Below are 22,596 nucleotides of genomic sequence, written 5' to 3'. Positions count from 1 at the left end.
GTGTTTTACGGCAGATTTCCGCGCACCGTGGGAACCTGCCGTTTTTTGTTCCATCACACACACAACCATTCAGGGGGATTCACATTATGAAACGTATGATCGCAGTTATCGTGGCATTACTCGCTTTTATCGGCATCGGCTACTTCGTCAGCACCAACAACCAAAAAGCACCAGCCAAAAAGGCCGTGCCCACCGTCGGCATTTTGCAGATGATGAGCCACCCGGCCCTGGACCAGATCCACAAGGGCATCATCGCCGGCTTGAAGGACGCCGGCTACACGGTGGGCAAGAACGTGAAGATCGATTTCCAGAACGCGGAAAACGATCAGAGCAACATGAAGACCATGTCTGAGCGCTTCGTTGATGAAAACGCGGATGTCGTGGTCGGCATCGCAACGCCGGCTGCTCAGGCGCTGGCCAACGCGACGAAGAAGACGCCGATCATCCTGGGCGCCATCACCGACCCCAAGAGCGCTAAGCTGGTCAAGAGCAACACCCGCCCCGGCGGCAACATCACCGGGGTGTCCGACCAGGCCCCGATTGACGCGCAGCTGAAGTTGATTCGCCAGCTGATGCCCGACGCCAAGGTGCTCGGGGTGATCGCCACGTCGAGTGATGATTCCGCGCAGACGCAGGCCAAAATGGTCGAACAAAAAGCCGGCCAGTACGGCTTCACCGTCAAGCGCTTCGGCATCAGCTCCACCAATGACCTGAACCAGGTGGCGGGCCAGATGGCATCTCAGGTCGACGCCGTGTTCGTTCCTACCGACAACACGATCGCCGGGGCGATGCAGACGCTGGTCGCGGTCACCGACGCCAAAAAGATCCCGGTGTTCCCAACCGTGGACACCATGGTCAAGGACGGCGGCTTGGCCACGATCGGGCTGAACCAGTACCACCTGGGCGTCTCAACTGGTAAGATGGTAGCAGCGGCCTTGAAGGGCAAGAAGCCGGCCACCACACCGATTCATTTTGAAACCAGTGGGGACCTGATCGTCAACCTGAAACAGGCCAAGAAGCTGGGCATCACGATCCCGCAAAGCGTGATCGATGAAGCGCAAAAGACTGGGGAGGTCATCAAGTAAGATGGATTTAGGCGTATCTGCCATCGGGCAAGGATTACTGTACGGATTACTGGGGGTCGGGCTGTTCCTGACGTTTCGGATCCTCGATTTTCCGGATATGACGGTTGAAGGGACGTTCCCGTTCGGCGCGGCGGTGGCCGTGTCGGCCATCACGCACGGCATTCACCCGCTGGTGGCAACGCTGATGGCGATGCTCGCGGGGATGCTCGCCGGGCTCACCACGGGCCTGCTGTCGACCAAGGGCCACATTCCGGTGCTGTTGGCCGGGATCCTGGTGATGACCGGGCTGTTTTCCATCAACCTGCGCGTCATGGGGCGCGCGAACCTCTCATTGTTGAACCAGGCGAACCTGTTTGACAATCCGTTCCTGAAGTCGCTGCCGCTGTACGTGGACAGTGTGGTGGTGGGGGCCGTGGTGTGTGCCATCGTGGTCATCGCCTTGATCCTTTTTTTGAACACGCAGCTGGGCCAGGCGTTCATCGCGGCTGGGGATAACCCGACCATGGCCCGCAGCCTCGGCATCAACCCGGCCCACCAGCAAGTGCTCGGCCTGGTGCTGGGTAACGGCCTGATCGGCCTGTCCGGCGGCCTGATCGCTCAAAACAACGGCTATGCTGATGTCAACATGGGCATCGGGGTCATCGTCATCGGCTTGGCGGCCATCATCATCGGTGAGGTCGTGTTCGGCCAGCTCAGCTTGAGCCAGCGCCTGCTGGCCACCGTGATCGGCAGCGTGTTGTACCGCTTCGTGCTGCTGATCGTGCTGAAGCTCGGGTTTGACCCGGATGACTTGAAAATCATCTCCGCCATCGTGCTGGCCGTGGCCATCATGGTGCCGCAGATCGAATCGCGCCTGCGCATCAAGCGGGTGCTGCGAAACGGGGTGAAGGCTAATGGCTGAGACACAACTGGCACTCAAAGACATTCAGGTCAACGTGGCCGTGGGGGAAGAAGTCAAAGCGCTTTTGACCGACATCAACTTGGCCGTGCACGCCGGCGACTTCATCACGTTGCTGGGGAACAACGGGGCGGGCAAGTCCACGCTATTCAACGCCGTGACCGGCGACATTCCGCTGGCCGGCGGTTCCGTGACCCTGGCCGGGACGGAAATTTCGCGCGAATCCCCGGAAAAGCGCGCGCGGCTGATCGCCCGCGTGTTCCAGGACCCGAAGATGGGCACCGCCCCGCGGATGACCGTGGCCGAAAACCTGGCGCTGGCCTCACGGCGCGGCGCCCGGCTAACTCTGGCCTCGCGCAAGCTGAACCGCCAGCTGGCTGAGTTCAAGCAGCTAGCGGCCCAAACCGGCAACGGGCTGGAGCTTGCGCTGAACAAGCCGACTGAGCAGCTGTCCGGGGGCCAGCGTCAGGCGCTGAGCCTGTTAATGGCTACGATGCGCAAGCCGGAGCTGCTGCTGTTGGATGAGCACACCGCGGCCTTGGATCCGCACACCAGCGCGGCCATCATGCACCTGACGGCCGAGATCGTGGCGCGCGAGCAGCTGACCTGCCTGATGATCACCCACCAGATGGAAGACGCCTTGAACTACGGCAACCGCCTGATCGTGCTGGACGCCGGGCGCATTGTCGCCGATTACGACGCGGCGGCCAAGGCGAAGCTGACTCGCGCCGATTTGTTGCAGTACTTCGGCTAATTGACCGACCAAAAAGAGACCGAGACATAATTAACGGCCCAAGAATGAATCACAACTATTCCCGAATAGTACGACACAAAAAGCAACGCCCTGGCCGTATAAGAGAGGCTCCCTACAAAACCTAAGTTCGGGTTTTGCAGGGAGCCTCTCTTATACTCTGGGCTAAAACCGCTTTTTGTCTCAGCCTCTTGGTGTGGGTCAGCCGACCCAGTAGGCGGTTTCGATGGTCCGCAGCATTTTGATCAGCTGCGCGGTTTCGGTCACGTCATGCACGCGCAGGATGTTGCCGCCCTTAAGAAACATGGCGGCCTCGGCGACCAGCGTGACTGGCAGGCGGTCGTCTTTGGCGAGGCCAAAGAGGCGGGCGCCAAAGCCCTTGCGCGAAATGGCCACCATCAAGGGGCGGTGGAAGTCATTGAGCTGGTCGAGGTTGCGCATCATAGCGTAGTCCTGCTGCCCGTCTGCAACCTTGGCATAGCCGATGCCTTGGTCCAGTGCGATGCGGTCGCGCGCAATACCGGCCGCCTCAAGCGCCGCCAGGTTGGCCGTGAAGAATTGGCGCATCTCGTGGGTGAGGTCCGTGTACTCGCTGTCGCGGTTGCTGTGCATGGTGAGCAATCCGGCCGAGCTGTTGGCCAGTAGCGCCAGCTTGCCCGGATCGTCTGTGAAGCCGTTGACGTCGTTGATGATGTCGACGCCCAGGGCCAGCGCCTCCGTCATGACCGGTAGCTTGTACGTGTCCACCGCCAGCGGCAGTTCGCGGTATTCGGCGCGCAGAAATTCAAGTACCGGCACGATCCGTGCGAGCTCCTCTGCCGGCGTGATCGCGGTGAAGCCCGGGCGGGTGGTTTGGCCGCCGACCTCGATGACGTCGACGCCTGCGGCCACCATTTGCGCCACTTGCGCCTTCATGTCCGCTTGATCCACGAAGCGCCCACCGTCGTAAAACGAATCCGGTGAGACGTTCAAGATCCCGTACAGCAGCGGCCGGGCGGTGACGTCAAAGGTGAAGCGCCCGGCCTGCCAAAGCACCCGATGGGCCTCGCGCAGCGCCGCTACCTGCGCGGCGGCTTGCGGCCAACGGCGTGCTAGCGCTTGTTCAAGCGGTGCTAGCGCGGTCAGCGGCACGATCGCCGAGTTGGCCGTGTGAACCAGGTCAAACTGGGCGAACAGCCGACTGAGCGCGCCGGCTTCCGTTGCGCTGATGTCAAAGCGCAGCAGGACGCTGCGGTCGCGCGCCACGGCGGCGCGCAGGGCCTGGTCGCCCAGCGTTGGCGCGGCAGGTGGGGTCAGTTCAGTGATCTGCATGTGTGAGGCCTCCTAGTAGTTGGGTGAGGGCGCGGGTGCGCGGCAGCTGGGGCAGGCGCTCGGCGGCGGGCAGTTCGGCCAGAGTTTGCGTCGCGCCCAGTGGCACCAGCACGCGGTCAAAACCGGTGCTGTGGATGCCTCGCGGTGCGTCAGCCACCAGCGCGGGAAGCTGACCGGTCGCCGTGGTCGTCGTGCCTGCCGGCGTGATCAGTACCATCGCGCTGGTCAAAATGACATGGCGGTCGTGGCCCGCCAGCAGGGCCAGCAGCGCCTGATTAGTCCCGGTGCGCGGCAGCTCGCGCGCCGTCTGCACGCCTAGCTGCCCCGGTAGCGCAGGCGCAAACAGCCCGCTGTCGTCCGCCAGCACCCACGCGCGGGGCAGAGCGGCGTGAACCGCCTGGGCCTTCGCTAAGGCGTTCGCGGCCAGCGACACCGTGCCTTCCGGGGGCAAGGCGCCGTCAAAGGCGTGGGCGGTGTGCCCCCAGCGGGTCAACAGCGCCTGCACCTCGGCAAGTTTGCCCGCGTTGTGGCTGGCAAAGATGAAATCAGTCATTCAGCAGCCCCCCGATCAGGTAAAACGAGCCGGTCACCAGCACGACATCGGTTGGTTTGGCTCTCGCGCTTGCCGCCGCCAAACCGGCTTGCACGGAGGGGGTCAGCTGACTGCCGGGCACCAACGTCTGCAGGGCCGCGCCGCTCAGCGCGCGGGTCGGGTGCGTGGGCGTCGTGACCCACACCCGGTCCGCGCTTGCCAGCTGGTGGGCCAGCGTGGTCGTGTCCTTGTCCGCCAAAAAGCCTGCCACCACCAGTAGCCGTGCGTCTGGCACCATCAAGCGGCGCAGCGTCGCCAGCACCTGCGCGAGGGCATCGGGATTGTGGCCGGCATCGATGAAGGTGTGCGGCGGGTCGGCCAGCGGTTGCAGCCGACCCGGCAGCTGCACGGTAGCCAGTGCGTGCACCAGCGGGGTCAGGTCGGGCAAGGCGCCCCACTGCACCAGGACCTGCGCGGCGACCCAGGCCGTGCGCGCGTTGTCGATCTGGTGGCCGCCGAGCATCCGCAGTGTGACCGGCTGGCCGGCCAGTGTCAGTTGGGTGCCGGCAAAGGTTGCGGCCTGTATCGCGGCGGTGATGGTGGCCGCGTTTCGGACCGCTGTGGCGCCGCGCACCGTCGCCGCTTCCGCGAGCACAGCGCGCGCGGCCGGCTCCTGGTGCGGCGCGATGACGACCGTGGTGCCGGGTTTGATGATCGCGGCCTTGTTGCGGGCGATCGCAGTCACAGTGGGGCCGAGGATCGCGGTGTGGTCCAGCGCGATGTGGGTGAAAATGGCCAGTGCCGGCGCATCGATCGCATTCGTCGCATCGGTCGCGCCACCCAAGCCGGCTTCCAGCACCACCCAGTCGGCGTGCTGCGTGGCGTACCACTGCAGGCTGACCAGCACGTCCCATTCGAAGGTGGTGAAGGCTGCGCCAGTGACCCCGAGCTGCGTCTGAATGGCAGTCAGCGTCTGCGCGTAGGTTGCGGCTGGGATGGCGCGCCCGGCCAGCTTGGTTTGATTCAGCTCCCCGCCCAACGGGGGGCTGGCAAAGTGACCGACTAAAGCGCCGGCGTGGGTCAGTGCCGCCGCTAAAAAGGCCCCAGTCGAGCCTTTGCCGTTCGTGCCGGCAAGGTGGATGATGCGAAACGCGCGGTCAGGGTGGCCCAGCGTCGCCAGTGCCGCCTTCAGGGCCGACACACGGGCTGGGTCAGCGGCGCGCATCTCGTGGTCCATTGCGGCGCGCAGTTGCTCATAGGTTGCCATTGGTGTGCCTCAATTCGCGCTGGAATTCGGTGCGCATCGCTAGATCCGTCTGGAACACGCCGGTGTAGCGCGAGGTGTAGGTGAACAGGTCGCCGCGGTTGATGCCGCGCATCTCCATGCACAGGTGGCGCGCCGATACCGCCACCGCAATGCCTTGCGGAGCCAAAACGCGGGCCAGCTCGGCGGTGATCTGGGCCGTCAGCGCCTCCTGCACGTTGGGGCGGCGCGCCACGAAGTCGACGAGCCGCGAGAGTTTGCTCAGGCCGATGATGCGCCGATCGCGAGGCAGGTAGCCGATGCTGACGTGGCCGAAAAACGGCAGGAGGTGGTGCTCGCACATCGAGTAGAAGGGGATCTGTTGCACCATCACCAGGCCGGGGTCCTCCGGTACCGTGAAGGCCTTGTAATCCGTGAACGTCGGCGCGGCCAGTGAGTGAAAGACTTCTTCGTACATGCGCGCCACGCGCGCCGGCGTTTCCAGCAGGCCTGGGCGCGTCGGGTCCTCACCGACTGCGGCAAGCAGTTCGGTGACAGCTTTTTCAATGCGGGTTTTATCCATGTGTCTCATCCTTTGCGGGGGTGTATGGGCGCAGCCAGTGGGTGTCCGGCGTGGTCGCCAGCCACTGCTGCACCTGCGGCGCAAGCGCCGGGCTGGCGACTTCCAGCAGCGGTACCAGCACGAAGCGCCGATTGGCTAGCTCCGGGTGCGGCACCGTCAGCGTGGGCGTCTCAAGGTGCGTGTCGCCGTACAGCAGTAGGTCGAGGTCCACGGTGCGCGGCCCCCAGCGCACGATCCGCTGGCGGTGCAGGGCGGCCTCGATCGCGTGCAGCCGGTTCAACAGCGCAAGCGGCGGTAGCGTGGTGGTCAGCGCGACCACCTGGTTCAGGTAGTCATCCTGCGGCACGCCGCCCACGGGCTCGGTTTCGTACACCAAAGAGGTGCGGGTGACGGTTAGGCCCGGCGTCTGACCCAGCAGGCGCAACGCTTCGGCCAGGTGCGCTGCGCGGTCACCGAGGTTGGCGCCGAGCCCGATGTACGCGTCAGTCATCTGTTGAGACCTCGATTTCGACCGTGTCAAACACGCCGGCGATCGGCACCGCGCCCTTGCGGATCTTCAACGTGATCCCGCTGACCGGGAAGGTGGCCATCAGGTGCTTGAGCAACTGATTGGCCAGCATCTCGATCAGCTGGTACGAATGTGTGGTCACGAATGCCTCAACCTCGCGGTAAACGGCGCCGTAGTTGACCGTTTCCGCCAGGTCATCGTGTTGCACCTGTGTCTCGATCGGCAGGCGCAAGGCGACATCCACGGCTAAGCGTTGGCCGAGCTTGCGCTCCTCGGGGTAGACGCCATTGTACGTGTGAAACTGCATGTTGGTGATTCGAATGATTCCCATGGATTGCTCACTTTCTTTCATAATCGCGAACACTATCGCTTCTGGTGGCCTTATTGTAACGGGTGGCTCCGAAAAAAACTAGTAATTCTGGCAAGATTGATTGGCTTTTCTCATTCGGATGGCACGCAAATTGCCACCGTCCTTCCTTTATTATCAGGGGTGCGGTGGCGCGGATTCAAGTTTGGCCGGTTGGCCGTTTTGTGATACAGTGACCGCATGACCGATCAAGACTTGCAACGCCTCGTGGAGCAGGTGTCCCTCCAGGCGTTTCATCAACCCTTTGTGAATCAGGCGCGCTTCAACGCGCGGCTACGCACCACCGGCGGGCGCTTTCACCTCGGCGATGGGCACTTGGACTTTAACCCGACCCTGTTTGCGGCAAGCGATGCAACCGTGCAGGCCGGCATCATCAAGCACGAGCTGTGCCACTACCACCTGTACCGCGCCCGGCGCGGCTACAAACACCGCGACGCGGACTTTAAGCAACTGCTCACCCAAGTCGGTGGGCTGCGGTACGCGCCGCGCCTTACCGCCACACCGGTCCGCTACCGGTATTGTTGTCCGCAGTGCGGCACCGAGTACCTGCGCCAGCGCCGGCTCAACCTGAGCCGCTACGCGTGCGGCCGGTGCGGCCACCGGCTAGAGGGGCCGCTGGAGGGTTAGCCAACTGGCCACGAAGTCGTGGCGCGCGTAGAACGCGCGCGCCGCGTCGTTGGCCGCCAACACGTTGAGCTGGATGAAGTCGAGCTGAAGCGCTTGGCCCCAATCCTGGATGGCTGTGAGTAGTTGCTGGCCATGGCCCTGGCGGCGCGCGGTAGGCGCGACGTACAGGTCGATCAGGTAGGCGAACCGGTGGAAGACGCTGGTTGCTTCTGTGCTGGTGGTGGCGGTCACCACCCGGGCAAAGCCGGTGATCGTTGCACCGGCCACGTTCACAAACACGGCGCTGGCCGGATCATCGAGGTAGGCGGCGAAGTCCTCAGCGTCTGATGCGGCAGGTTGGATGGTTTGAGGTGCCAGCGTCGCCATTTCTTGTGTCAAGGCGGCGGCCAGCCCCATGAGGGCCGGGAGGTCGGCGCGCGTGGCCAAGCGAATCATGAGCAGTCCTTCTTTCAATGATTTTCCTCTATTATGCCCAGGATGCAGCGCACTTTGCACGGGGGAAGGGCTTTTCGCCACAATTTAGGCGAAAAGGCGTTGACATTAGGCGTCGCGCCTAATATACTATTTCTTGTGCTTATGAGTCATGCGGGCATGGCGGAACTGGTAGACGCGCAAGATTAAGGATCTTGTGGGCATTGCGCCCGTGGAAGTTCGAGTCTTCTTGCCCGCATTTTAGGACGGTTTACGTCTCGGATGAACCCCTCAACCGATAATGGTTGAGGGGTTTTTTGGCGCGACAATTTTTGGAGTTGATAGGCAGCTTGTCTGTTGGCGCCTTTTTCTGGCCGCAATCGGTGCGGTGTGGGTCTGGCGTTAAGCGCAGCGCGCCAAATGACCAAATGTGTAGTTGACTTCACCTGGGCGACGTGATTTAATGTTGGTGAAGTTAACTTCACACGGAGGCGATAATGAGACTACGCAATCGCGTCGCGGCGCAACGTAAAGCCCGCGGTTTGACGCAGGCAGAACTGGCCCAAAAAGTGGGTGTGACGAGACGGACGATCATCTCACTGGAAAAGGGCAACTATTCCCCGTCGCTGACACTCGGCTTGTTACTTGCGCAGGCACTGAATGTCGAGGTCAATGATCTGTTCGCATTGGAGGAAGAATGATGAGAAAAATTGTGATTGAACAAGGCGGCAATGCGGTCATGTTTCTTTTATTTACGCTCACGGCGCTTGATTTCATGCAGCGGTCCGTGGTGGGCGCGACCCGGGTGATGTTTGAATTCGGGTGGCCAAGCTTCGCGTTTGTGGGGTGGATGATCGGTTTTGGCCTCATTCGTTACCGCGAGCATCGGCGTGACCCGCACTTCAGACTGACAAGCGGAGAGGCGAGTGCCGCAGATGAGCGCGAACGGTTGATTTCCTTCAGGACTGCGCAGCGCACCCTGCAAGTGGTGGTGACGCTGGCCATCCTCCTGTTGGCAGTCACAGCGGTTTTTGGGATCGATCCGCGAGTCCAAGCGATGGATTTTCGAGTCATCATGATTGCGGCGTTTGGGGCGTTGCTCATGGTCTATTGTGTCACGTTTATCGCGTTTTGGTTTTACTACGATCGGCGACTTTAGGTCAGCCGGCCACCGGTGCGGCTCGTGAAATGATGGTTTTGCGCCAGGGTAAGGCATGATCAGGTAACGCCCCTGAATTGGCGGGGATCAGGGGCTCGACCACTGATTCTGGGTTCAGATCAGGCCGTTGTGCTAGTCAAGCCCTCACCTTTTTGGTATCATAGGCGGCATCAAGTTCAGACTGGGAGGGACATCATGACACGCAAGGGGTCTTCGTACACGATCAGCATCCTCGGTGTTTTCGGGGCGCTGATTATCTTGCAAGCGTACATTCCGATGATTGGCTATATTCGCATCTTTCCCGCGTGGCCGGCAATTTCGACCATTCACCTGACGGTCATCCTCGGTGGGGTGTTGCTGGGCGTGCGCGGCGGCGCAGGGCTGGGACTGCTGTGGGGCACCATTAGTTTGATCAAGGCCTACACCAGCGCAACGGATCCGATGACGCTGTTGCTATTCCAAAATCCGGTGATCGCGATCGTGCCGCGTGTGATGGTGGGCATTGTGGCGGCGCTGGTCTTCAACTACATCGCCAAAAACGTGCGTACCGGCACCGGCGCGACAGTCAAAATGGTGGCGGCCGGCGTGGCCGGTGCCTTGACTAACACAGGGCTGGTGATCGGCTTTACCTGGCTGTTTTTTGCCAGTCGCGCCGCGCAAGTCGTACCTGGGGCTGATGCCAGCAACTTGGGTTGGCTGCTGATCGCGGCCCTAGCCATCAACGCCATGGCCGAAGCGGCGATGGCCGCGGTGGTCACGCCGATCCTGGGGACCGTGTTGCTGCAGGTGCAGCACCGGCACCGCAAGGCTTAGCACAACTCAAAACGGGTCGCCCTCAACTTGTGAGGGCGGCCCGTTTCGTTTAGTCCATTTCGTTGATCGCCTTTTGGAGCGTTTTGGCTTGGGCCGCGACCGTTTCCAAGTTGGCCGTGACGATGTCAGCCTGCTGACTCAGCGAGCTGGCGTACTGATTCAGACGCGACAAGGCGGCATCGACCGTTTCACGGTCGGGGGCCGCGCTCACTTGATCGAAAAACAGGGTCTGGGCGCTGCCTAGTTCGCTGTAGTAAGCGTCAAAGGTCTTGTGGTCGAGCTTGGCGAGCTTCAGGCTGTCCAGCGCATTGGTCAAGGCCGTGCGCGGCAGGTTGTCATTGGCCTGTGAGCTGAGCTTGGTCAGTTTGGTGATGGCCGCCTCTAGCTGCTTATGCGCCGCTTCAAGTTGCGTGAACGCTGCCTTGCGCTTGGTCACCAGTGCGGCGACTGCCCCTGTGGTGGCAAAGTCATGGGTCGGATCGCTGGCATAGGCTTTTTGAAATGTGGAAGGGAACGCCGAGGCAGTCTCGTCCACCACGGCGATCGCTGCCCGTTCCTTTGCCACCTGGGTGATCACGGTGGCGGTGGCTTCCTTCAACTGGGTTTGTTGGTCGAAGACTTGGCTGCTGCAACCCGCCAGCAAGACGAGCCCGCCGAGTAACCAGAGGAGTAGTTTTTTCAATGGTGGTGGCCCCCTTCTATCGGTAAGTCAATCGTAGCCGATTTATCCGTGAATTACCAGCCCCGCGCCGAGCACGCCGTACAGGGTCAAGAAAGCGCCGCCAATTTGTTCGGAAGCATTGCTGTCGCGACAGTTAATTAATGCTTTTATAAAAAATGGCTGTTTGTTCGGTAATTCGACCCGAATCGTGATTATTTTGCCGCGCTTCTTGAACGCTTTTTGGGATGGTGCTAGAATTTAAGAGTACTTTTTGAATGGCGTCCGAGATCGCACCTGCAATCGGCAGCACCTACCCAAAAAGACAATTTTATCAAAACGCGCTTTGGCGCAAGGAGGATGTTCATTCATGGAACACGGCACAGTTAAATGGTTCAACGCAGAAAAAGGTTACGGCTTCGTGACGCGCGAAGACGGCTCTGATGTATTCGTTCACTTCTCTGCAATTCAGGGTGACGGCTACAAGACGCTCGAAGAAGGTCAAGCAGTGACCTTCGATGTTGAACAAAGCGATCGCGGCCCACAGGCGGTCAACGTCAACAAAGACTAATTTCGGCCATTAATGGCAAAGGGGGTCAGGCGATTGCTTGACCCTTTTTTGGTGCGCGCGGCCCCGTTCGCCCGACAACCGTGCTAGAATGACCGAAAGAAAGGAGGCGCGCCATGCAAATTGAACCGTGGACGGGCCACCAGCGGCGCCTGGCGCATCAGCTGCTGTTGGTGGGCGATGAAGACCCCGTCATGCTGGCGCAGTACGAGATGGCTGGCACGCTGTGGGCCGGCCTTGAAGCCGGGGCACTGGTGTGTTGCGCCTTGGTCGTGCGCTGTGACGCGACCACGCTGGAACTAAAAAACCTCGCCGTCAGCCCCGACAAACAGGGGCATGGGCGCGGTTCTGCAATGCTTCAGTTTTTGGTGCATCACTACCGGGGACAGGCGGCCCGCATGCTGGTGGGCACCGGTGATGCAGAGGTGCGCAACCTGCGCTTTTACCAGCGCAACGGGTTTCACATTTGCGGCGTGCGGCCCAACTTTTTTGCGGCCTATGCGCCGACCCCGCGGGTCAACGGTGTCCCATTGCGGGACATGGTGCTGTTGGACTACTCGTTGGGGTAGCGGAAGCCCCACGCCGTGCGCGCTTCGGTCATGATGGCCATGACGTCGCGAGTCCAGGCCAGTGTCGGGTTGACCCCGGTGGTGACGGCTTCGGCCATGTCCGTGGCTTCGTAGGCCAAGGCGTCTTCGGTCAGGTCGGCCGTGATCGGGGCGTTGAGCTGATCAGGGGTGGTGAAAATCGCCTCCTGGCTGCGTGGGTACTGATCAACGGTGAAGTAGCCTTCGCTGTAAGCGACCACCCCCCGCTTAGGCATGCGGGCTTCTAGGTTGAGCGCAACGTTGACCATTTCGTGGTTGGCGTTGTTGAGCATCAAGACGCTTTGCCCATCCACCCCGGTGGTGGTCGGGGTCCACTGGGTGGCGACGAGCTTTGGTGCGGCGCTCAGGAAGCGCCGGGCAAAACTCAGCGCGTAGACGCCAATGTCGAGCATGGCGCCGCCGCCAAGTGCCGGGTCGTACAGGCGGCTGTTCGGCTTTCCTTTGGCGTACGAGCCAAAGGTGACATCGATGGTTTTGAGCTGGCCCAGCTGCTGGCGCTGCGCGAAGGCCGTGAGTGTCGGGTACAGCGGCATGTGGTAGATCGTCTGCGCCTCCATCAGGATCAGGTTCTTGGCGGCAGCCAGCGCGATCAGCTCATCCAGTTGGGTGAGGTTCAGCACGATCGCCTTTTCCGCCAGAACGTGCTTGCCTGCCGTCAGGGCCGCCTTGATGTTCTCGTAGTGGAAGTTGTGGGTCGTGGCCACGTAGACGATGTCGATCTTGGGATCGGCAAACAGGGCCGCGTAATCCGCGAAGGCGTGCTGCGCGTGGTACTGTTTGGCAAAGGCGGCGGCGCGCGCCGGGTCGTGTGCGGCCACACCGTACAGCGTCTGGTCTTTGGGTAAGTGGGCGGCGAACTGGCTGCCGATACCGCCCAGTCCGATGATGCCCCAGTTATATGTGGTCATGGTGATCCTCCTTGAATGACAGATGCGGCACAATCGCCGCCTTCATGGTACCACTTGCGGAAGGCTCTGGTACAATAGAAACAGAGGTGATTAAGGTGAATGATCAGACATTACTTGAATTAGCCGCATTAACGCTTCAGACCCGGGATGGTGAGGGCCGTGCGCAGCTGGTGGACCAGCTGCACGTGCCGATTGCCGCCGTTTTGGCCGGTGACGCCGCGCTGACAGATGTTCAGCGGCAAAAATTGCGCTACCTCTTCACGGATTACGAATGGATGCTGGCCCAAAAGGTGGCGGTGCTTGAGGAAACGGCGCGCAGTGAGCAAGGCGTGACCTGGCGCTACCAAAACGCCAAGGCGACGATCGCCATGGCCTGGCTGGCCAACGCGAAGGTGACCACTGCGATGACGCAGGTGCCTCAGCCGAACGGGACGCTGGCGCACCACCTTAGGATCAAGCGCACCTATGGCGTTCACGGCCTGGAGGACATCCTTGATTTCGTAGTGCCCAAGCCGGTAGCCCAGCAACTGGCCACCAAGAAATTAGACCTATTGACGTGGGCGGCCGCGCAACTGCCGGCCCCTCAGCCCAAGTAAACGAAAGAGGCAACTATGGCGAAGCGCCGCAAGCACCAGCTCCCAATCGGGTTAAGCATTGTGATCGCAATTTTGATGATCTGTGTCGGGATCGTTGGCGTGCAGACGCTGATGGTGCGCCGGGAAGCCGCGCGCCAGCAACAGCTGGCCGCAAGCGAAAGCCAGGCCGCCGCGGCGGCGAAGGACGCGTTCATTGACCGTCTGGCCCCGTATGCGCAGGCCTTGCAAAAAGAGTACGCGGTGCTGCCCAGCATCACACTGGCGCAAGCCATCCTTGAGTCCGACTGGGGCCACTCGACGTTGGCCAGCCAGTACCATAATCTGTTTGGCATCAAGGGCAGTGACCCGGCGACCACCAAGCTCCTGGCGACCAAGGAGTACGTGAACGGCCAATGGGTGACGGTCAAGGCGCGCTTCAGGGTGTACGACAGCGATGTGGCCTCAATGAAGGCCCACGCCTTGCTCTTTGTCAACGGGACCGCTTGGAACGCTAACCAGTACCTGGCGGTGCGCCAGGCCAAAGACTACAAGACGGCGGCCTACGCGCTCAAAGCCGGCGGTTATGCGACCGATCCGGATTACCCGGAGAAGCTGATCCGGGTCGTTGAAACATACGACCTCAATCGCTTAGATTAGCGCGATGGCCGAACGCTTCCGGGTTGAACCGGATGAATGATTGGCAAAAATAAGCAACCCGACTTAAAACCCGAATGATCCGGGTTTTATTTTTTTGCCCGAAAATCGGGTCGAACAAGCGCTATCACGCGCCTAAAAGCGGTTTTTGCGGTGAATGAAGCCGATGGGGGATCGCTCAGTTTCCGAAAGACGCGTTGTGCGACCTGCGGATCTGTGGTAGAATTTGTAAAATTTAACTCTTGGAAAAGGATGTGCGAACTGGTGAAATTACTGGAAGACCGAATCAAGAATGACGGGCAAGTGTTGGGGGAAGATGTCTTGAAGGTGGATAACTTCCTGAACCATCAGATCGACCCGGACTTGATGGCGGCGCTGGGGGCGGAATTTTACGCCCGCTTCAAGGACACGAAAATCACGAAGATCCTGACCGTTGAAAGCTCGGGCATTGCCCCAGCTTTGGCCGCGGGGATGCAGTTCCACGTGCCGGTGGTCTTCGCGCGCAAACACAAATCGCTGACCCTGAAGGACAACCTGTACACCGCAGAGGTTTACTCATTCACCAAGAAAACGGCGAACATGATCGCCATCGCCGAGAAGTTCCTCAGTGCGGATGACACCGTGCTCATCATTGACGACTTCCTCGCCAACGGGCAGGCGGTCGAGGGCCTGATCGACATCATCGGTCAGGCCGGCGCATCGTTGGCTGGCGTGGGCATCGTGATCGAAAAGACGTTCCAGAAGGGCCGCAAGCTCCTGGACGAGCGCGACATCCACGTGGAATCCTTGGCGCGCATCGCGGCGTTTGAAAACGGCCAAGTCGTTTTCGCTCAGGACTAGGATAGGAGGCCATCGTGAAGAAACAACCGGACATTTCCGCCCCAAAGGCCGCCGTCTTAGGGCTTCAGCACCTGCTGGCCATGTACTCCGGGGCCGTTTTGGTCCCGATCCTGATCGGGGCCTCGCTTCACTTCACCACCGAGCAGATGACCTACTTGGTGTCCATCGACATTTTCATGTGTGGGGTCGCAACGGCCCTTCAGATCTTTGCCAACCGCTTCTTTGGAATCGGCCTGCCCGTGGTCTTAGGGTGTGCCGTTCAAGCCGTAGCGCCGTTGATCATGATCGGGCAGAAGTTCGATTTTCAGACGATGTACGGGGCGATCATCGCGGCCGGGCTGTTCGTCTTCCTGATCTCTGGCACCTTCGCGAAGCTTCGCCGCTTCTTCCCGCCGCTGGTGACGGGCACGTTGATCACGGTGATCGGGCTGTCCCTGATCCCGGTGGCGTTCCAGAACCTTGGCGGTGGGGACACCGCGGCCAAGAGCTTTGGGAGCATGGCCAATCTGGGCGTCGGCGCCTTCACCGTGCTGTTGATCCTGGCCTTTAACGTCTGGGGCCGCGGCTTCGTGCGGTCGATCGCCATCCTGATCGGCCTGATCGCCGGCACTGTGCTGGCCGGCTTCATGGGCATGGTCAGTTTTCAGCCGGTGCTGGAGGCGAGCTGGTTCCACGTGCCAACGCCGTTTTACTTCGGGGTGCCGCACTTTGAGTGGAGCTCCATCGTCACCATGATCCTGATCTCCCTCGTGTCCATGGTGGAATCCACCGGCGTGTTCTTCGCCCTGGGTGACGTGGTGGGCCAGCGCATTGAGGCGGATGACCTGAAGCGTGGTTACCGCGCCGAGGGACTGGCCGTGCTGTTGGGCGGGATTTTTAACACCTTCCCGTACACTACCTTCTCCCAAAACGTGGGGCTGGTGCAGCTGTCCGGCATCAAGACGCGCAAGCCGGTGGTCTTTTCGGCCATCTTCCTGGTGCTCCTGGGCCTGTTGCCGAAGGTGGGCGCCTTGGCCACCATCATTCCGGCACCAGTGCTGGGGGGCGCAATGCTCGTGATGTTTGGCATGGTGGCCGTTCAAGGCGTGCGCATGCTGCAGCAAGTGGATTTTCACAACGACAAGAACCTGCTGGTCGCGGCCATCTCCATCGGCCTGGGCCTCGGGGTCACAGTCCAGCCCGACATCGTGCAGTTTTTGCCTAAAACCGCGCAGCTGCTGTTCTCCTCAGGCATTCTGATGGCTTCCATTAGCGCCGTGGGGCTGAATGTGCTGTTTAACGCCAAGCACGCGCAACCGGACTTGGACATCAAAGATGGCCTCAACGAGAAGGATTAGGACTATTATCTGCGCGGCGATGTCGTTACAATAGAAGCTAATACGGGTCGACAGTGGTCGGCGCGAGGAGGCAGAAGTATGACAGAATTTATCCGGCCAGGCGCCGTGCTGGGCATTATCGGAGGCGGCGTGCGCGCCTACCGCCTGGTGGCCGTCGCGAAGCAGTTGGGGCTGAACACCGTGGTTTTGGCGTCGGATCCCAAGGACATTGCCCTTGAGGTGGCCGACATGGCCGTCACCGGCGCGGCGCAAGACGCCGCCGCACTGGCCCGGGTGGCCGAGGTGGCAACGGTGATCACCTACATGGACGAGAACGTCGATGGGGATGCGCTGGCGGAGCTGACCACGGCGCGCCAGTTGCCGTCCGGGGTGGACATCCTGGCGGTGACGCAGGACCGGTACCTGGAAAAAGTCTTCCTTGATGACCTGAACATGAATATCCTGCCATACGCGCAAGTGGTCACGGCCGGCGATATCACCAAGGCCATCGAATCAGTGGGCTTCCCCGCGATTCTCAAGCCGATCCAAAAGGGTATCGGGGCCGACCAGCAGTTGCTGCTGCGCACGCCTGAAGACGTTACCCGGGCAGCGGCCGTGATGGCGGCGCGCCCGTACGTGCTGGAGGCTTGGCTCGAATCGCCGCGTGAGTTTGCCGTGGCGGTGGCCAAAAGCGAGGCGACCATCCGCGTGATGCCGGTGGTCCAAACCGTTTTTGCCAACCATGAGTTGCAGGCGGCGGTGGTGCCGGCAACCGGCGGGATCGCGGTCACCCATGAAATCGAACGCATCGCGCGCGTGATCGCCCAGCGGCTCAGCTACACCGGCGTGTTCGGCGTCGAGCTGTTTTTGGCCGCCAACCAGACGCTGTACGTCAAACGGGTCTTCCCGGGGCCACAGCTCAGCGGGCATGTGCTCGCGCCCACTGCCGGCCGCTCGCTGGATGAGCTGCACCTGCGGGCGCTGCTCGGCTGGCCGCTACCAGAGGTCACGGTTCGCCGACCGGGGGCGCTGGTGCCGCTGCGTGAAGCGGACCGCGCGGCGGCCATGACCCAGCTCCAGATCAAACCAGACTGGCAATTTCAGTTTTACCCCAGTGGTGCCGCACTTGTCGGTGAGCTCGCCTTGTTCGGCGGCCCGGCCACGGTGCAGCAGGCATTGGACGCAACGGATCATTTTCACCTGACACTGTAACTTGACCCGTGCGGTCAAGTTGACCCGACGATAGAACCCACAAGGAGGATTTTTCGTATGATCGACCGTTACAGTCGCCCCGAGATGGCGGCGGTGTGGACCGAAGAGAACCGTTACAAAGCATGGCTTGAAGTTGAGATCTTGGCGGCCGAAGCCTGGTCAACGCTGGGTGAGATCCCGGCAGAAGACGTGCAGGCGCTGCGCCAAAACGCCACTTTCACCGTGGATCGCATTCACGAAATCGAAGCCGTGACGCGCCATGACGTCGTGGCGTTCACCCGTACGGTGTCCGAGTCCCTCGGCGCGGAGAAGAAGTGGGTGCACTTCGGTCTGACCAGCACCGACGTGGTGGACACGGCGCAGGGCTACGTCCTTAAGCAGGCCAACGCCATTTTGCGCGAAGACCTGGTGGCGCTGACCGAGGCACTGGCAACGCTGGCCAAGGCCTACAAGCACACGCCGATGATGGGGCGGACCCACGGCGTGCACGCCGAGCCGACCACCTTCGGGCTGGTTGTGGCGACCTGGTACTCCGAGATGAAGCGCAACCTTGACCGCTTCGACGAAGCCGCGGCCGAAGTCGAAGCCGGCAAGATCTCCGGCGCCGTGGGCACGTTTGCCAACACGCCGCCAGCCGTTGAAGCTTACGTGACCGCACACCTCGGCATCCGCGCGCAGGAGATCTCCACGCAGGTGCTGCCGCGTGACCTCCACGCCCGGTACATTCAGACACTGGGCCTGATCGCGACCTCCGTTGAGCGCTTTGCCACGCAGGTGCGCCACATGCAGCGTACCGAAGTCCACGAAGTTGAGGAACACTTCAACGCCGGGCAAAAAGGCTCTAGCGCGATGCCGCACAAGCGCAACCCGATCGGCTCCGAGAATGTCTCCGGTCTGGCCCGCATCGTGCGTGGCTACAGCATTCCGGCTCTGGAAGACGTTAACCTCTGGCACGAGCGCGACATTTCCCACTCCAGCGCTGAACGCATGATGTTGCCAGACGCCACCGGATTGTTGGATTACATCCTGCATCGCTTTACCCGCATCATTGCCAACCTCGACGTCTTCCCAGACGCGATGATCGCCAACATGAACAAGACGCATGGGCTGATCTTCAGCCAGCGGGTGATGCTTAAGCTGATCGAAAGCGGCCTGAGCCGCGAAGCAGCCTACGACCTAGTGCAGCCCAAAACCGCGCAAGCCTGGGATGAGCACCGCGACTTCCGCGCGCTGCTTGAGGCTGATCCGAAGGTGACCGACCGACTCGATCAGGCCGCGCTCGATGACGCTTTTGACTACCACTACCACCTCAGCCATGTGGACGAGATCTTCGCCCGCATTGGCCTTGGCGACTAATTCACATTCGCCTCGACGCCCCGCAGCTGCGGGGCGTTTTTGTATGCCGGTCAGGCGTCGGGCAAAGGACGTCGTTGTGTTTGGTGTTGTGCTTGTTTTCGCAAGCGTGTGTGGTGCGTGGGGGAGACACGCCACAATCAGTGCGCACCGAGCATTGGCAAGCCCCAAACGTGCCAAGCGGTTGTGCGATAGTGAGCGTATGGATAAGGATGAGTGCCGGATTAGATAGGTCGCGGGCTTAACGAACGGCGGGAAGACCACTACAATGAACCCATAAAGCGTTTACATTATCTAACTATCAATATTTATTGAGTGAACGGAGGGGTATCATGGCAGCACGTCCATACATTGAGTCTTATGTTCAATTTCCCACCGGGCGATTGACCCTAGAAGAGATCCAGCAGATTTTTAGCACCATTCCCTTTGAAATCGACCTGATCGACCGCACGGATCACTTCAGCTGGTTCTCCAACAAGCCGCACCGCGAGCATGAGCGCTCGATCCAATCACTGGGTGAACACGTGCAGAAGTGTTATCCAGCCAAGGCCTGGCCGATCGTGGCCAAGATCATCGCCAGTTTCAAGGATGGCTCCCGTGATTTCGTCAGCCGGCCGCTGGTGATGCACGGCCATCGTGTGCTGATCCAGTACTACGCGCTGCGTGACGTGGACGGCACTTACTTGGGCACCATCGAGTTCACCGGTAGCGTCGAAGCCATTCTGCAGGCCTACGACAACGGTGGCTGGGCGGATGCGGCCACCAGTGCTTCCAAGGCGGATGGCAAGACGGGCCAGACGCCTGCTGTTGAACCGAGCGACGCCGACACCGGCGCCTCGCAAACCGAGACCACCGACAAGACGCTGCCAGGCACGGTGACCGCTGAGCCGGATGCGACCAGTGGCGCGTCCGATCACCCGGCAACGGGGTCTGCGCAGGACTCGGGCACGGATGCCATCGATGCGTATGCCGGGGCATCGGAGTCACCGGCGACCAGTCCGCTGAACGATTCGGGTCAAGCGGACGGCGTGACCGGGGCATCTGAGTATTAAACAGGGAGGAAAAGACGATGACAGAACCAGATTTTGGGAACGTTCAACCCGTTGACGTGTTGAACCTGAAGAGCCTCGAGAAACGCGCAGAGGCCGTGATCGGCCGCGGCGAGTTCGGCTACATTGTGGAGGCCGCAGACGATGGCTACACTAAGTGGCGCAACATGAACGCCTTCAAGGACGTGCACATGCTACCGCGGGTGCTGCAAAACGTGGAAAACCCCGACCAAAGCACCACCTTTTTGGGTGAAAAGCTGAGCTCTCCGCTACTGACCGCACCGATCGCCGGCAACTCGCTGGCACACCCGAGCGGTGAGCTGGGCCTGGCCAAGGGCGCCAAGGAAGCAGGCATCATGATGGCGCAAAGCACCTTTGCCTCCAAGACCATTGCCGAGACGGCACAGGTCTCAGCCGGCGCACCGTACATGTTTCAGCTGTACATGCCCAAGGACTGGGGCTACTGCCAGTACCTGCTGGATGAGGCCCGCCAGGCCAACGCGCGCGCCATCATCCTGACGGCGGACTCGACGCTAGGCGGCTACCGCGAGATGGACATCATGAACCACTACCATCTGAAGGGCAAAATCGCCAACCTCGCTGGTTACAACACGGGTGAAAGTGGCGCCGGGGCCGGCTCCCTGTTCAAAGAATCGATGCAAAAGCTCAACCTCGGCCTGATCGAAAAGTTGGCGAATTACGCCCAGCTCCCGATCATCATCAAGGGGATCCAAACCCCAGAAGACGCAGACGCGGCCATCAAGGCGGGTGCGGCGGGGATCTACGTCTCCAACCACGGCGGCCGCCAGCTCGACGGGGCCCCGGGTTCCATTGAGTGCCTGCCGGCCATCGCCAAGGTCGTGGATCACCGCGTGCCGGTGATCTTCGACGGCGGGGTGCAGCGCGGGACGCATGTGCTCAAGGCGCTGGCGCTGGGCGCCGACCTGGTTGGCGTCGGCCGGCCGTTCAGCTACGGCCTTGCCCTGGGTGGCTGGCAGGGCGTCAAGTCGGTGGCCGATCACCTGAAGATGGAAATCTACATCGCCATGCAGCTCACCGGCTGCCAGACGATCGAAGACGTCAAGAAAATGCAATGCACCACCAGTTTCGAGATCTAATGGCCTCCGGCCGGTACGACAACCCCATGTCGTGCCGGCTTTTTGAATACCAGAGCGGAGTGGCGCGCACTTAGCGGAACGGGTAGCCTAGCCCAAGCGCTTGTGCCCGCACTAAGGCGCGAGTGCTTGGGCGTAGCTAGCCGCTTCCGCGTTGCGCCACGCAGCTCGACGAACCAGAGCGGAGTGGCGCGGTTATGAAGGGTGGGCTTTCTACGCATGTCAGGCCGACTTAGACCGTACCAACATAGCCACGTCGCTGGACGAAGACCGGAAGGCAGTAAGCGTGGCAGACAGCCAACCAAGAAGCTCAGTAAGAAAACACAACGGAAAGCCTGTACCTAGGCGCTAGATCGCGAAGGTTGCGCCTTGTTCCCGGCAATCAACGGGTGTACGCTCACATTATCACAACGATGGAGGCGGGCAATGGACACGCATTTCTTCTTGTTAGCGGATCTACATGTGGATGCGCGCTGGGCCACCCTGGCGGCGCTCAAGGCGGGGCTGGCCCAGATGCAACGGCTCGATGCCGAAAGTCCCGTGGTGATCAACGGCGACCTGACGAACCTCGGGACGCCGGGTCAGTTCGAAGCTGTGTGGACGGCGCTGGCGGCGTTGCCCCAGAGCATGCCGGTGATCGCAAGCCTCGGGAACCACGATGTGCGCGGGCCGCACGCGCGCACTTGGACGAATGTGCCCACCGCACGGCCGGCGTATTTTACCGAAACGGTGTTGCCCAATTACCGGCAGGCGTACCTGCAACCGGTGACGGGGCAACACCGGGTGTACTTCAGCCGCGTCACTGGAGGCATTCGCTGGGTGGTGCTCAACACGGAGGTGGGGCTGAAGGACGCGGTGGTGTGTTCACCGGCGCAACTGGCGTGGCTGGACCGGACACTCACGGCGGGCGAAGCAGCGGGTCAGTTCAACGCGGTGCTGGTGCATCAGGCACTGGCGGGGACCCACTGGCGCAGCAATCAGTACGGCGGGATCGGCAGCGCAGACGCCCCGTTGAAGGCGGTGCTCCGCCGGCATCCAGGCAGCTTCATTTTTTCCGGCCACATTCACAACGGCTTGGGCGTCTGCGAAGTGATCGAGCGCGACTTTGGTGTGTGCGTGGACCAGCCCGCTTACGCGGTGAGTGAAAACGGCGTGATCGGTCAGGGGCTGGGGTACTATGGTACGGTGGGCCCCACGCAGGTGCACCTGGCGGCCTGGGACTTCGCACGCGGCGTGGCGCTTTCGGCCTATGATGTCACTTGGGCGCGCACTACACTGGCCAGCCGCCTGCCACAGCTCCCCGCGGCGGCGGCAAAAACGGCGCGCGGGCTGTTAGCGCGGGCGTATGATCAGCGCAAGTATGCGGACCCCGCCCATGCGGATGATGTGGCCGCGCCGGCGCAGCCGCTGTTTGGGCCGGCTTACCGAGCGGTAGTGGCCGAGTTCGCCTAA

Annotated in this window: 27 protein-coding genes and 1 tRNA gene; 19 read left to right on the top strand and 9 right to left on the bottom strand. The window is 61.3% G+C overall.

Annotation, left to right across the window (positions count from 1 at the left end; all coding sequences use genetic code 11):
• Window positions 1–86 precede the first annotated feature (86 nt).
• The 3 genes from trpX to EKM88_RS09620 are packed head-to-tail and all read left to right on the top strand — an operon-like array spanning window position 87 to window position 2,737.
• The gene (gene trpX, locus EKM88_RS09630; RefSeq protein WP_125705613.1) at window positions 87–1,085 is read left to right on the top strand and encodes a tryptophan ABC transporter substrate-binding protein; all 999 of its coding nucleotides are present in this window, start codon (window positions 87–89) and stop codon (window positions 1,083–1,085) included.
• A gap of 1 nt (window position 1,086) precedes the next feature.
• Complete coding sequence (locus EKM88_RS09625; RefSeq protein WP_125705611.1) at window positions 1,087–1,986, top strand: ABC transporter permease; 900 nt, start codon at window positions 1,087–1,089, stop codon at window positions 1,984–1,986.
• On the top strand, window positions 1,979–2,737 hold the full coding sequence (locus tag EKM88_RS09620) for an ABC transporter ATP-binding protein (RefSeq protein WP_125705609.1): 759 nt from the start codon (window positions 1,979–1,981) through the stop codon (window positions 2,735–2,737). The genes EKM88_RS09625 and EKM88_RS09620 overlap by 8 nt, the downstream gene beginning before the upstream one ends.
• A 198-nt stretch (window positions 2,738–2,935) precedes the next feature.
• Here the strand turns inward: EKM88_RS09620 and folP are convergent, their stop codons facing one another.
• The 6 genes from folP to folB are packed head-to-tail and all read right to left on the bottom strand — an operon-like array spanning window position 2,936 to window position 7,242.
• Window positions 2,936–4,045, bottom strand: coding sequence for a dihydropteroate synthase (folP, locus tag EKM88_RS09615; protein ID WP_125705607.1), 1,110 nt, complete (start codon window positions 4,043–4,045; stop codon window positions 2,936–2,938).
• Entirely contained in the window at window positions 4,032–4,598 is a 567-nt protein-coding gene (locus tag EKM88_RS09610; protein WP_125705605.1) for a non-canonical purine NTP pyrophosphatase, read from the bottom strand. Before EKM88_RS09610 ends, folP begins: the two co-directional genes overlap by 14 nt.
• On the bottom strand, window positions 4,591–5,844 hold the full coding sequence (locus EKM88_RS09605; RefSeq protein ID WP_125705603.1) for a bifunctional folylpolyglutamate synthase/dihydrofolate synthase: 1,254 nt from the start codon (window positions 5,842–5,844) through the stop codon (window positions 4,591–4,593). The genes EKM88_RS09610 and EKM88_RS09605 overlap by 8 nt, the downstream gene beginning before the upstream one ends.
• Entirely contained in the window at window positions 5,831–6,403 is a 573-nt protein-coding gene (folE, locus tag EKM88_RS09600; RefSeq protein ID WP_125705602.1) for a GTP cyclohydrolase I FolE, read from the bottom strand. Before folE ends, EKM88_RS09605 begins: the two co-directional genes overlap by 14 nt.
• Window positions 6,396–6,893 carry a 2-amino-4-hydroxy-6-hydroxymethyldihydropteridine diphosphokinase gene (gene folK / locus EKM88_RS09595; protein ID WP_125705601.1) on the bottom strand — a complete coding sequence of 166 codons (498 nt, stop codon included), beginning with the start codon at window positions 6,891–6,893 and terminating at the stop codon, window positions 6,396–6,398. Before folK ends, folE begins: the two co-directional genes overlap by 8 nt.
• Complete coding sequence (gene folB, locus EKM88_RS09590) at window positions 6,886–7,242, bottom strand: dihydroneopterin aldolase (protein WP_125705600.1); 357 nt, start codon at window positions 7,240–7,242, stop codon at window positions 6,886–6,888. Before folB ends, folK begins: the two co-directional genes overlap by 8 nt.
• Window positions 7,243–7,458: 216 nt before the next feature.
• Between folB and EKM88_RS09585 the strand changes: the two genes are divergently transcribed.
• On the top strand, window positions 7,459–7,905 hold the full coding sequence (locus EKM88_RS09585; protein WP_125705599.1) for a SprT family protein: 447 nt from the start codon (window positions 7,459–7,461) through the stop codon (window positions 7,903–7,905).
• Here EKM88_RS09585 and EKM88_RS09580 read toward each other — a convergent pair.
• Window positions 7,882–8,358: a GNAT family N-acetyltransferase gene (locus tag EKM88_RS09580; protein ID WP_125705598.1), complete on the bottom strand. Its 477-nt coding sequence runs from the start codon at window positions 8,356–8,358 to the stop codon at window positions 7,882–7,884. The two genes, EKM88_RS09585 and EKM88_RS09580, sit on opposite strands and share 24 nt — an antisense overlap.
• Window positions 8,359–8,490: 132 nt before the next feature.
• On the opposite strand from EKM88_RS09580, the gene EKM88_RS09575 reads away from it, so the two are divergent.
• The 4 genes from EKM88_RS09575 (at window position 8,491) to EKM88_RS09560 (ending at window position 10,288) form a co-directional block, all read left to right on the top strand.
• A tRNA-Leu gene (locus tag EKM88_RS09575) sits at window positions 8,491–8,575 on the top strand.
• A gap of 238 nt (window positions 8,576–8,813) precedes the next feature.
• Complete coding sequence (locus EKM88_RS09570; protein WP_125705597.1) at window positions 8,814–9,017, top strand: helix-turn-helix transcriptional regulator; 204 nt, start codon at window positions 8,814–8,816, stop codon at window positions 9,015–9,017.
• The gene (locus tag EKM88_RS09565) at window positions 9,017–9,475 is read left to right on the top strand and encodes a DUF2178 domain-containing protein (protein ID WP_164512068.1); all 459 of its coding nucleotides are present in this window, start codon (window positions 9,017–9,019) and stop codon (window positions 9,473–9,475) included. The genes EKM88_RS09570 and EKM88_RS09565 overlap by 1 nt, the downstream gene beginning before the upstream one ends.
• A gap of 195 nt (window positions 9,476–9,670) precedes the next feature.
• Window positions 9,671–10,288: an ECF transporter S component gene (locus EKM88_RS09560; RefSeq protein WP_125705594.1), complete on the top strand. Its 618-nt coding sequence runs from the start codon at window positions 9,671–9,673 to the stop codon at window positions 10,286–10,288.
• Window positions 10,289–10,337: 49 nt separating this feature from the next.
• Here the strand turns inward: EKM88_RS09560 and EKM88_RS09555 are convergent, their stop codons facing one another.
• Complete coding sequence (locus EKM88_RS09555; protein ID WP_125705592.1) at window positions 10,338–10,970, bottom strand: hypothetical protein; 633 nt, start codon at window positions 10,968–10,970, stop codon at window positions 10,338–10,340.
• Window positions 10,971–11,316: 346 nt separating this feature from the next.
• Between EKM88_RS09555 and EKM88_RS09550 the strand changes: the two genes are divergently transcribed.
• A complete protein-coding gene (locus EKM88_RS09550; protein WP_125705590.1) occupies window positions 11,317–11,517 on the top strand; it encodes a cold-shock protein in 201 nt (66 codons plus the stop codon).
• Between the two features lie 113 nt (window positions 11,518–11,630).
• Window positions 11,631–12,083 (top strand): GNAT family N-acetyltransferase, encoded by a 453-nt coding sequence (locus tag EKM88_RS09545; RefSeq protein WP_125705588.1) that lies wholly within the window; start codon window positions 11,631–11,633, stop codon window positions 12,081–12,083.
• On the opposite strand, the gene EKM88_RS09540 is transcribed toward EKM88_RS09545, so the two are convergent.
• A complete protein-coding gene (locus EKM88_RS09540; RefSeq protein WP_125705585.1) occupies window positions 12,068–13,030 on the bottom strand; it encodes a Gfo/Idh/MocA family protein in 963 nt (320 codons plus the stop codon). The two genes, EKM88_RS09545 and EKM88_RS09540, sit on opposite strands and share 16 nt — an antisense overlap.
• Window positions 13,031–13,125: 95 nt before the next feature.
• On the opposite strand from EKM88_RS09540, the gene EKM88_RS09535 reads away from it, so the two are divergent.
• From EKM88_RS09535 to EKM88_RS09495, 9 genes are all read left to right on the top strand, one after another.
• Complete coding sequence (locus tag EKM88_RS09535; RefSeq protein ID WP_125705584.1) at window positions 13,126–13,626, top strand: hypothetical protein; 501 nt, start codon at window positions 13,126–13,128, stop codon at window positions 13,624–13,626.
• Window positions 13,627–13,641: 15 nt separating this feature from the next.
• Window positions 13,642–14,262: a glycoside hydrolase family 73 protein gene (locus EKM88_RS09530; protein WP_125705582.1), complete on the top strand. Its 621-nt coding sequence runs from the start codon at window positions 13,642–13,644 to the stop codon at window positions 14,260–14,262.
• Window positions 14,263–14,523: 261 nt separating this feature from the next.
• Window positions 14,524–15,099, top strand: a complete 576-nt coding sequence (locus tag EKM88_RS09525) for a xanthine phosphoribosyltransferase (RefSeq protein ID WP_164512067.1) — start codon at window positions 14,524–14,526, stop codon at window positions 15,097–15,099.
• Window positions 15,100–15,113: 14 nt separating this feature from the next.
• Window positions 15,114–16,436: a nucleobase:cation symporter-2 family protein gene (locus tag EKM88_RS09520; protein ID WP_164512066.1), complete on the top strand. Its 1,323-nt coding sequence runs from the start codon at window positions 15,114–15,116 to the stop codon at window positions 16,434–16,436.
• A 78-nt stretch (window positions 16,437–16,514) separates the two neighbouring features.
• A complete protein-coding gene (locus EKM88_RS09515) occupies window positions 16,515–17,627 on the top strand; it encodes an ATP-grasp domain-containing protein (protein WP_125705578.1) in 1,113 nt (370 codons plus the stop codon).
• Window positions 17,628–17,684: 57 nt separating this feature from the next.
• On the top strand, window positions 17,685–18,983 hold the full coding sequence (gene purB, locus EKM88_RS09510; protein ID WP_125705576.1) for an adenylosuccinate lyase: 1,299 nt from the start codon (window positions 17,685–17,687) through the stop codon (window positions 18,981–18,983).
• A 329-nt stretch (window positions 18,984–19,312) separates the two neighbouring features.
• Window positions 19,313–20,032: a PAS domain-containing protein gene (locus EKM88_RS09505; RefSeq protein WP_125705574.1), complete on the top strand. Its 720-nt coding sequence runs from the start codon at window positions 19,313–19,315 to the stop codon at window positions 20,030–20,032.
• 17 nt (window positions 20,033–20,049) lie between these two features.
• A complete protein-coding gene (locus EKM88_RS09500; RefSeq protein ID WP_125705572.1) occupies window positions 20,050–21,147 on the top strand; it encodes an alpha-hydroxy-acid oxidizing protein in 1,098 nt (365 codons plus the stop codon).
• A 423-nt stretch (window positions 21,148–21,570) separates the two neighbouring features.
• Window positions 21,571–22,596 (top strand): metallophosphoesterase family protein, encoded by a 1,026-nt coding sequence (locus EKM88_RS09495; protein ID WP_125705570.1) that lies wholly within the window; start codon window positions 21,571–21,573, stop codon window positions 22,594–22,596.

Origin of the sequence: Lacticaseibacillus daqingensis (assembly GCF_003946115.1) — a bacterium.
In the GTDB taxonomy this organism is placed as follows: domain Bacteria; phylum Bacillota; class Bacilli; order Lactobacillales; family Lactobacillaceae; genus Lacticaseibacillus; species Lacticaseibacillus daqingensis.
This window is presented reverse-complemented; position numbering and strand designations above follow the sequence as displayed.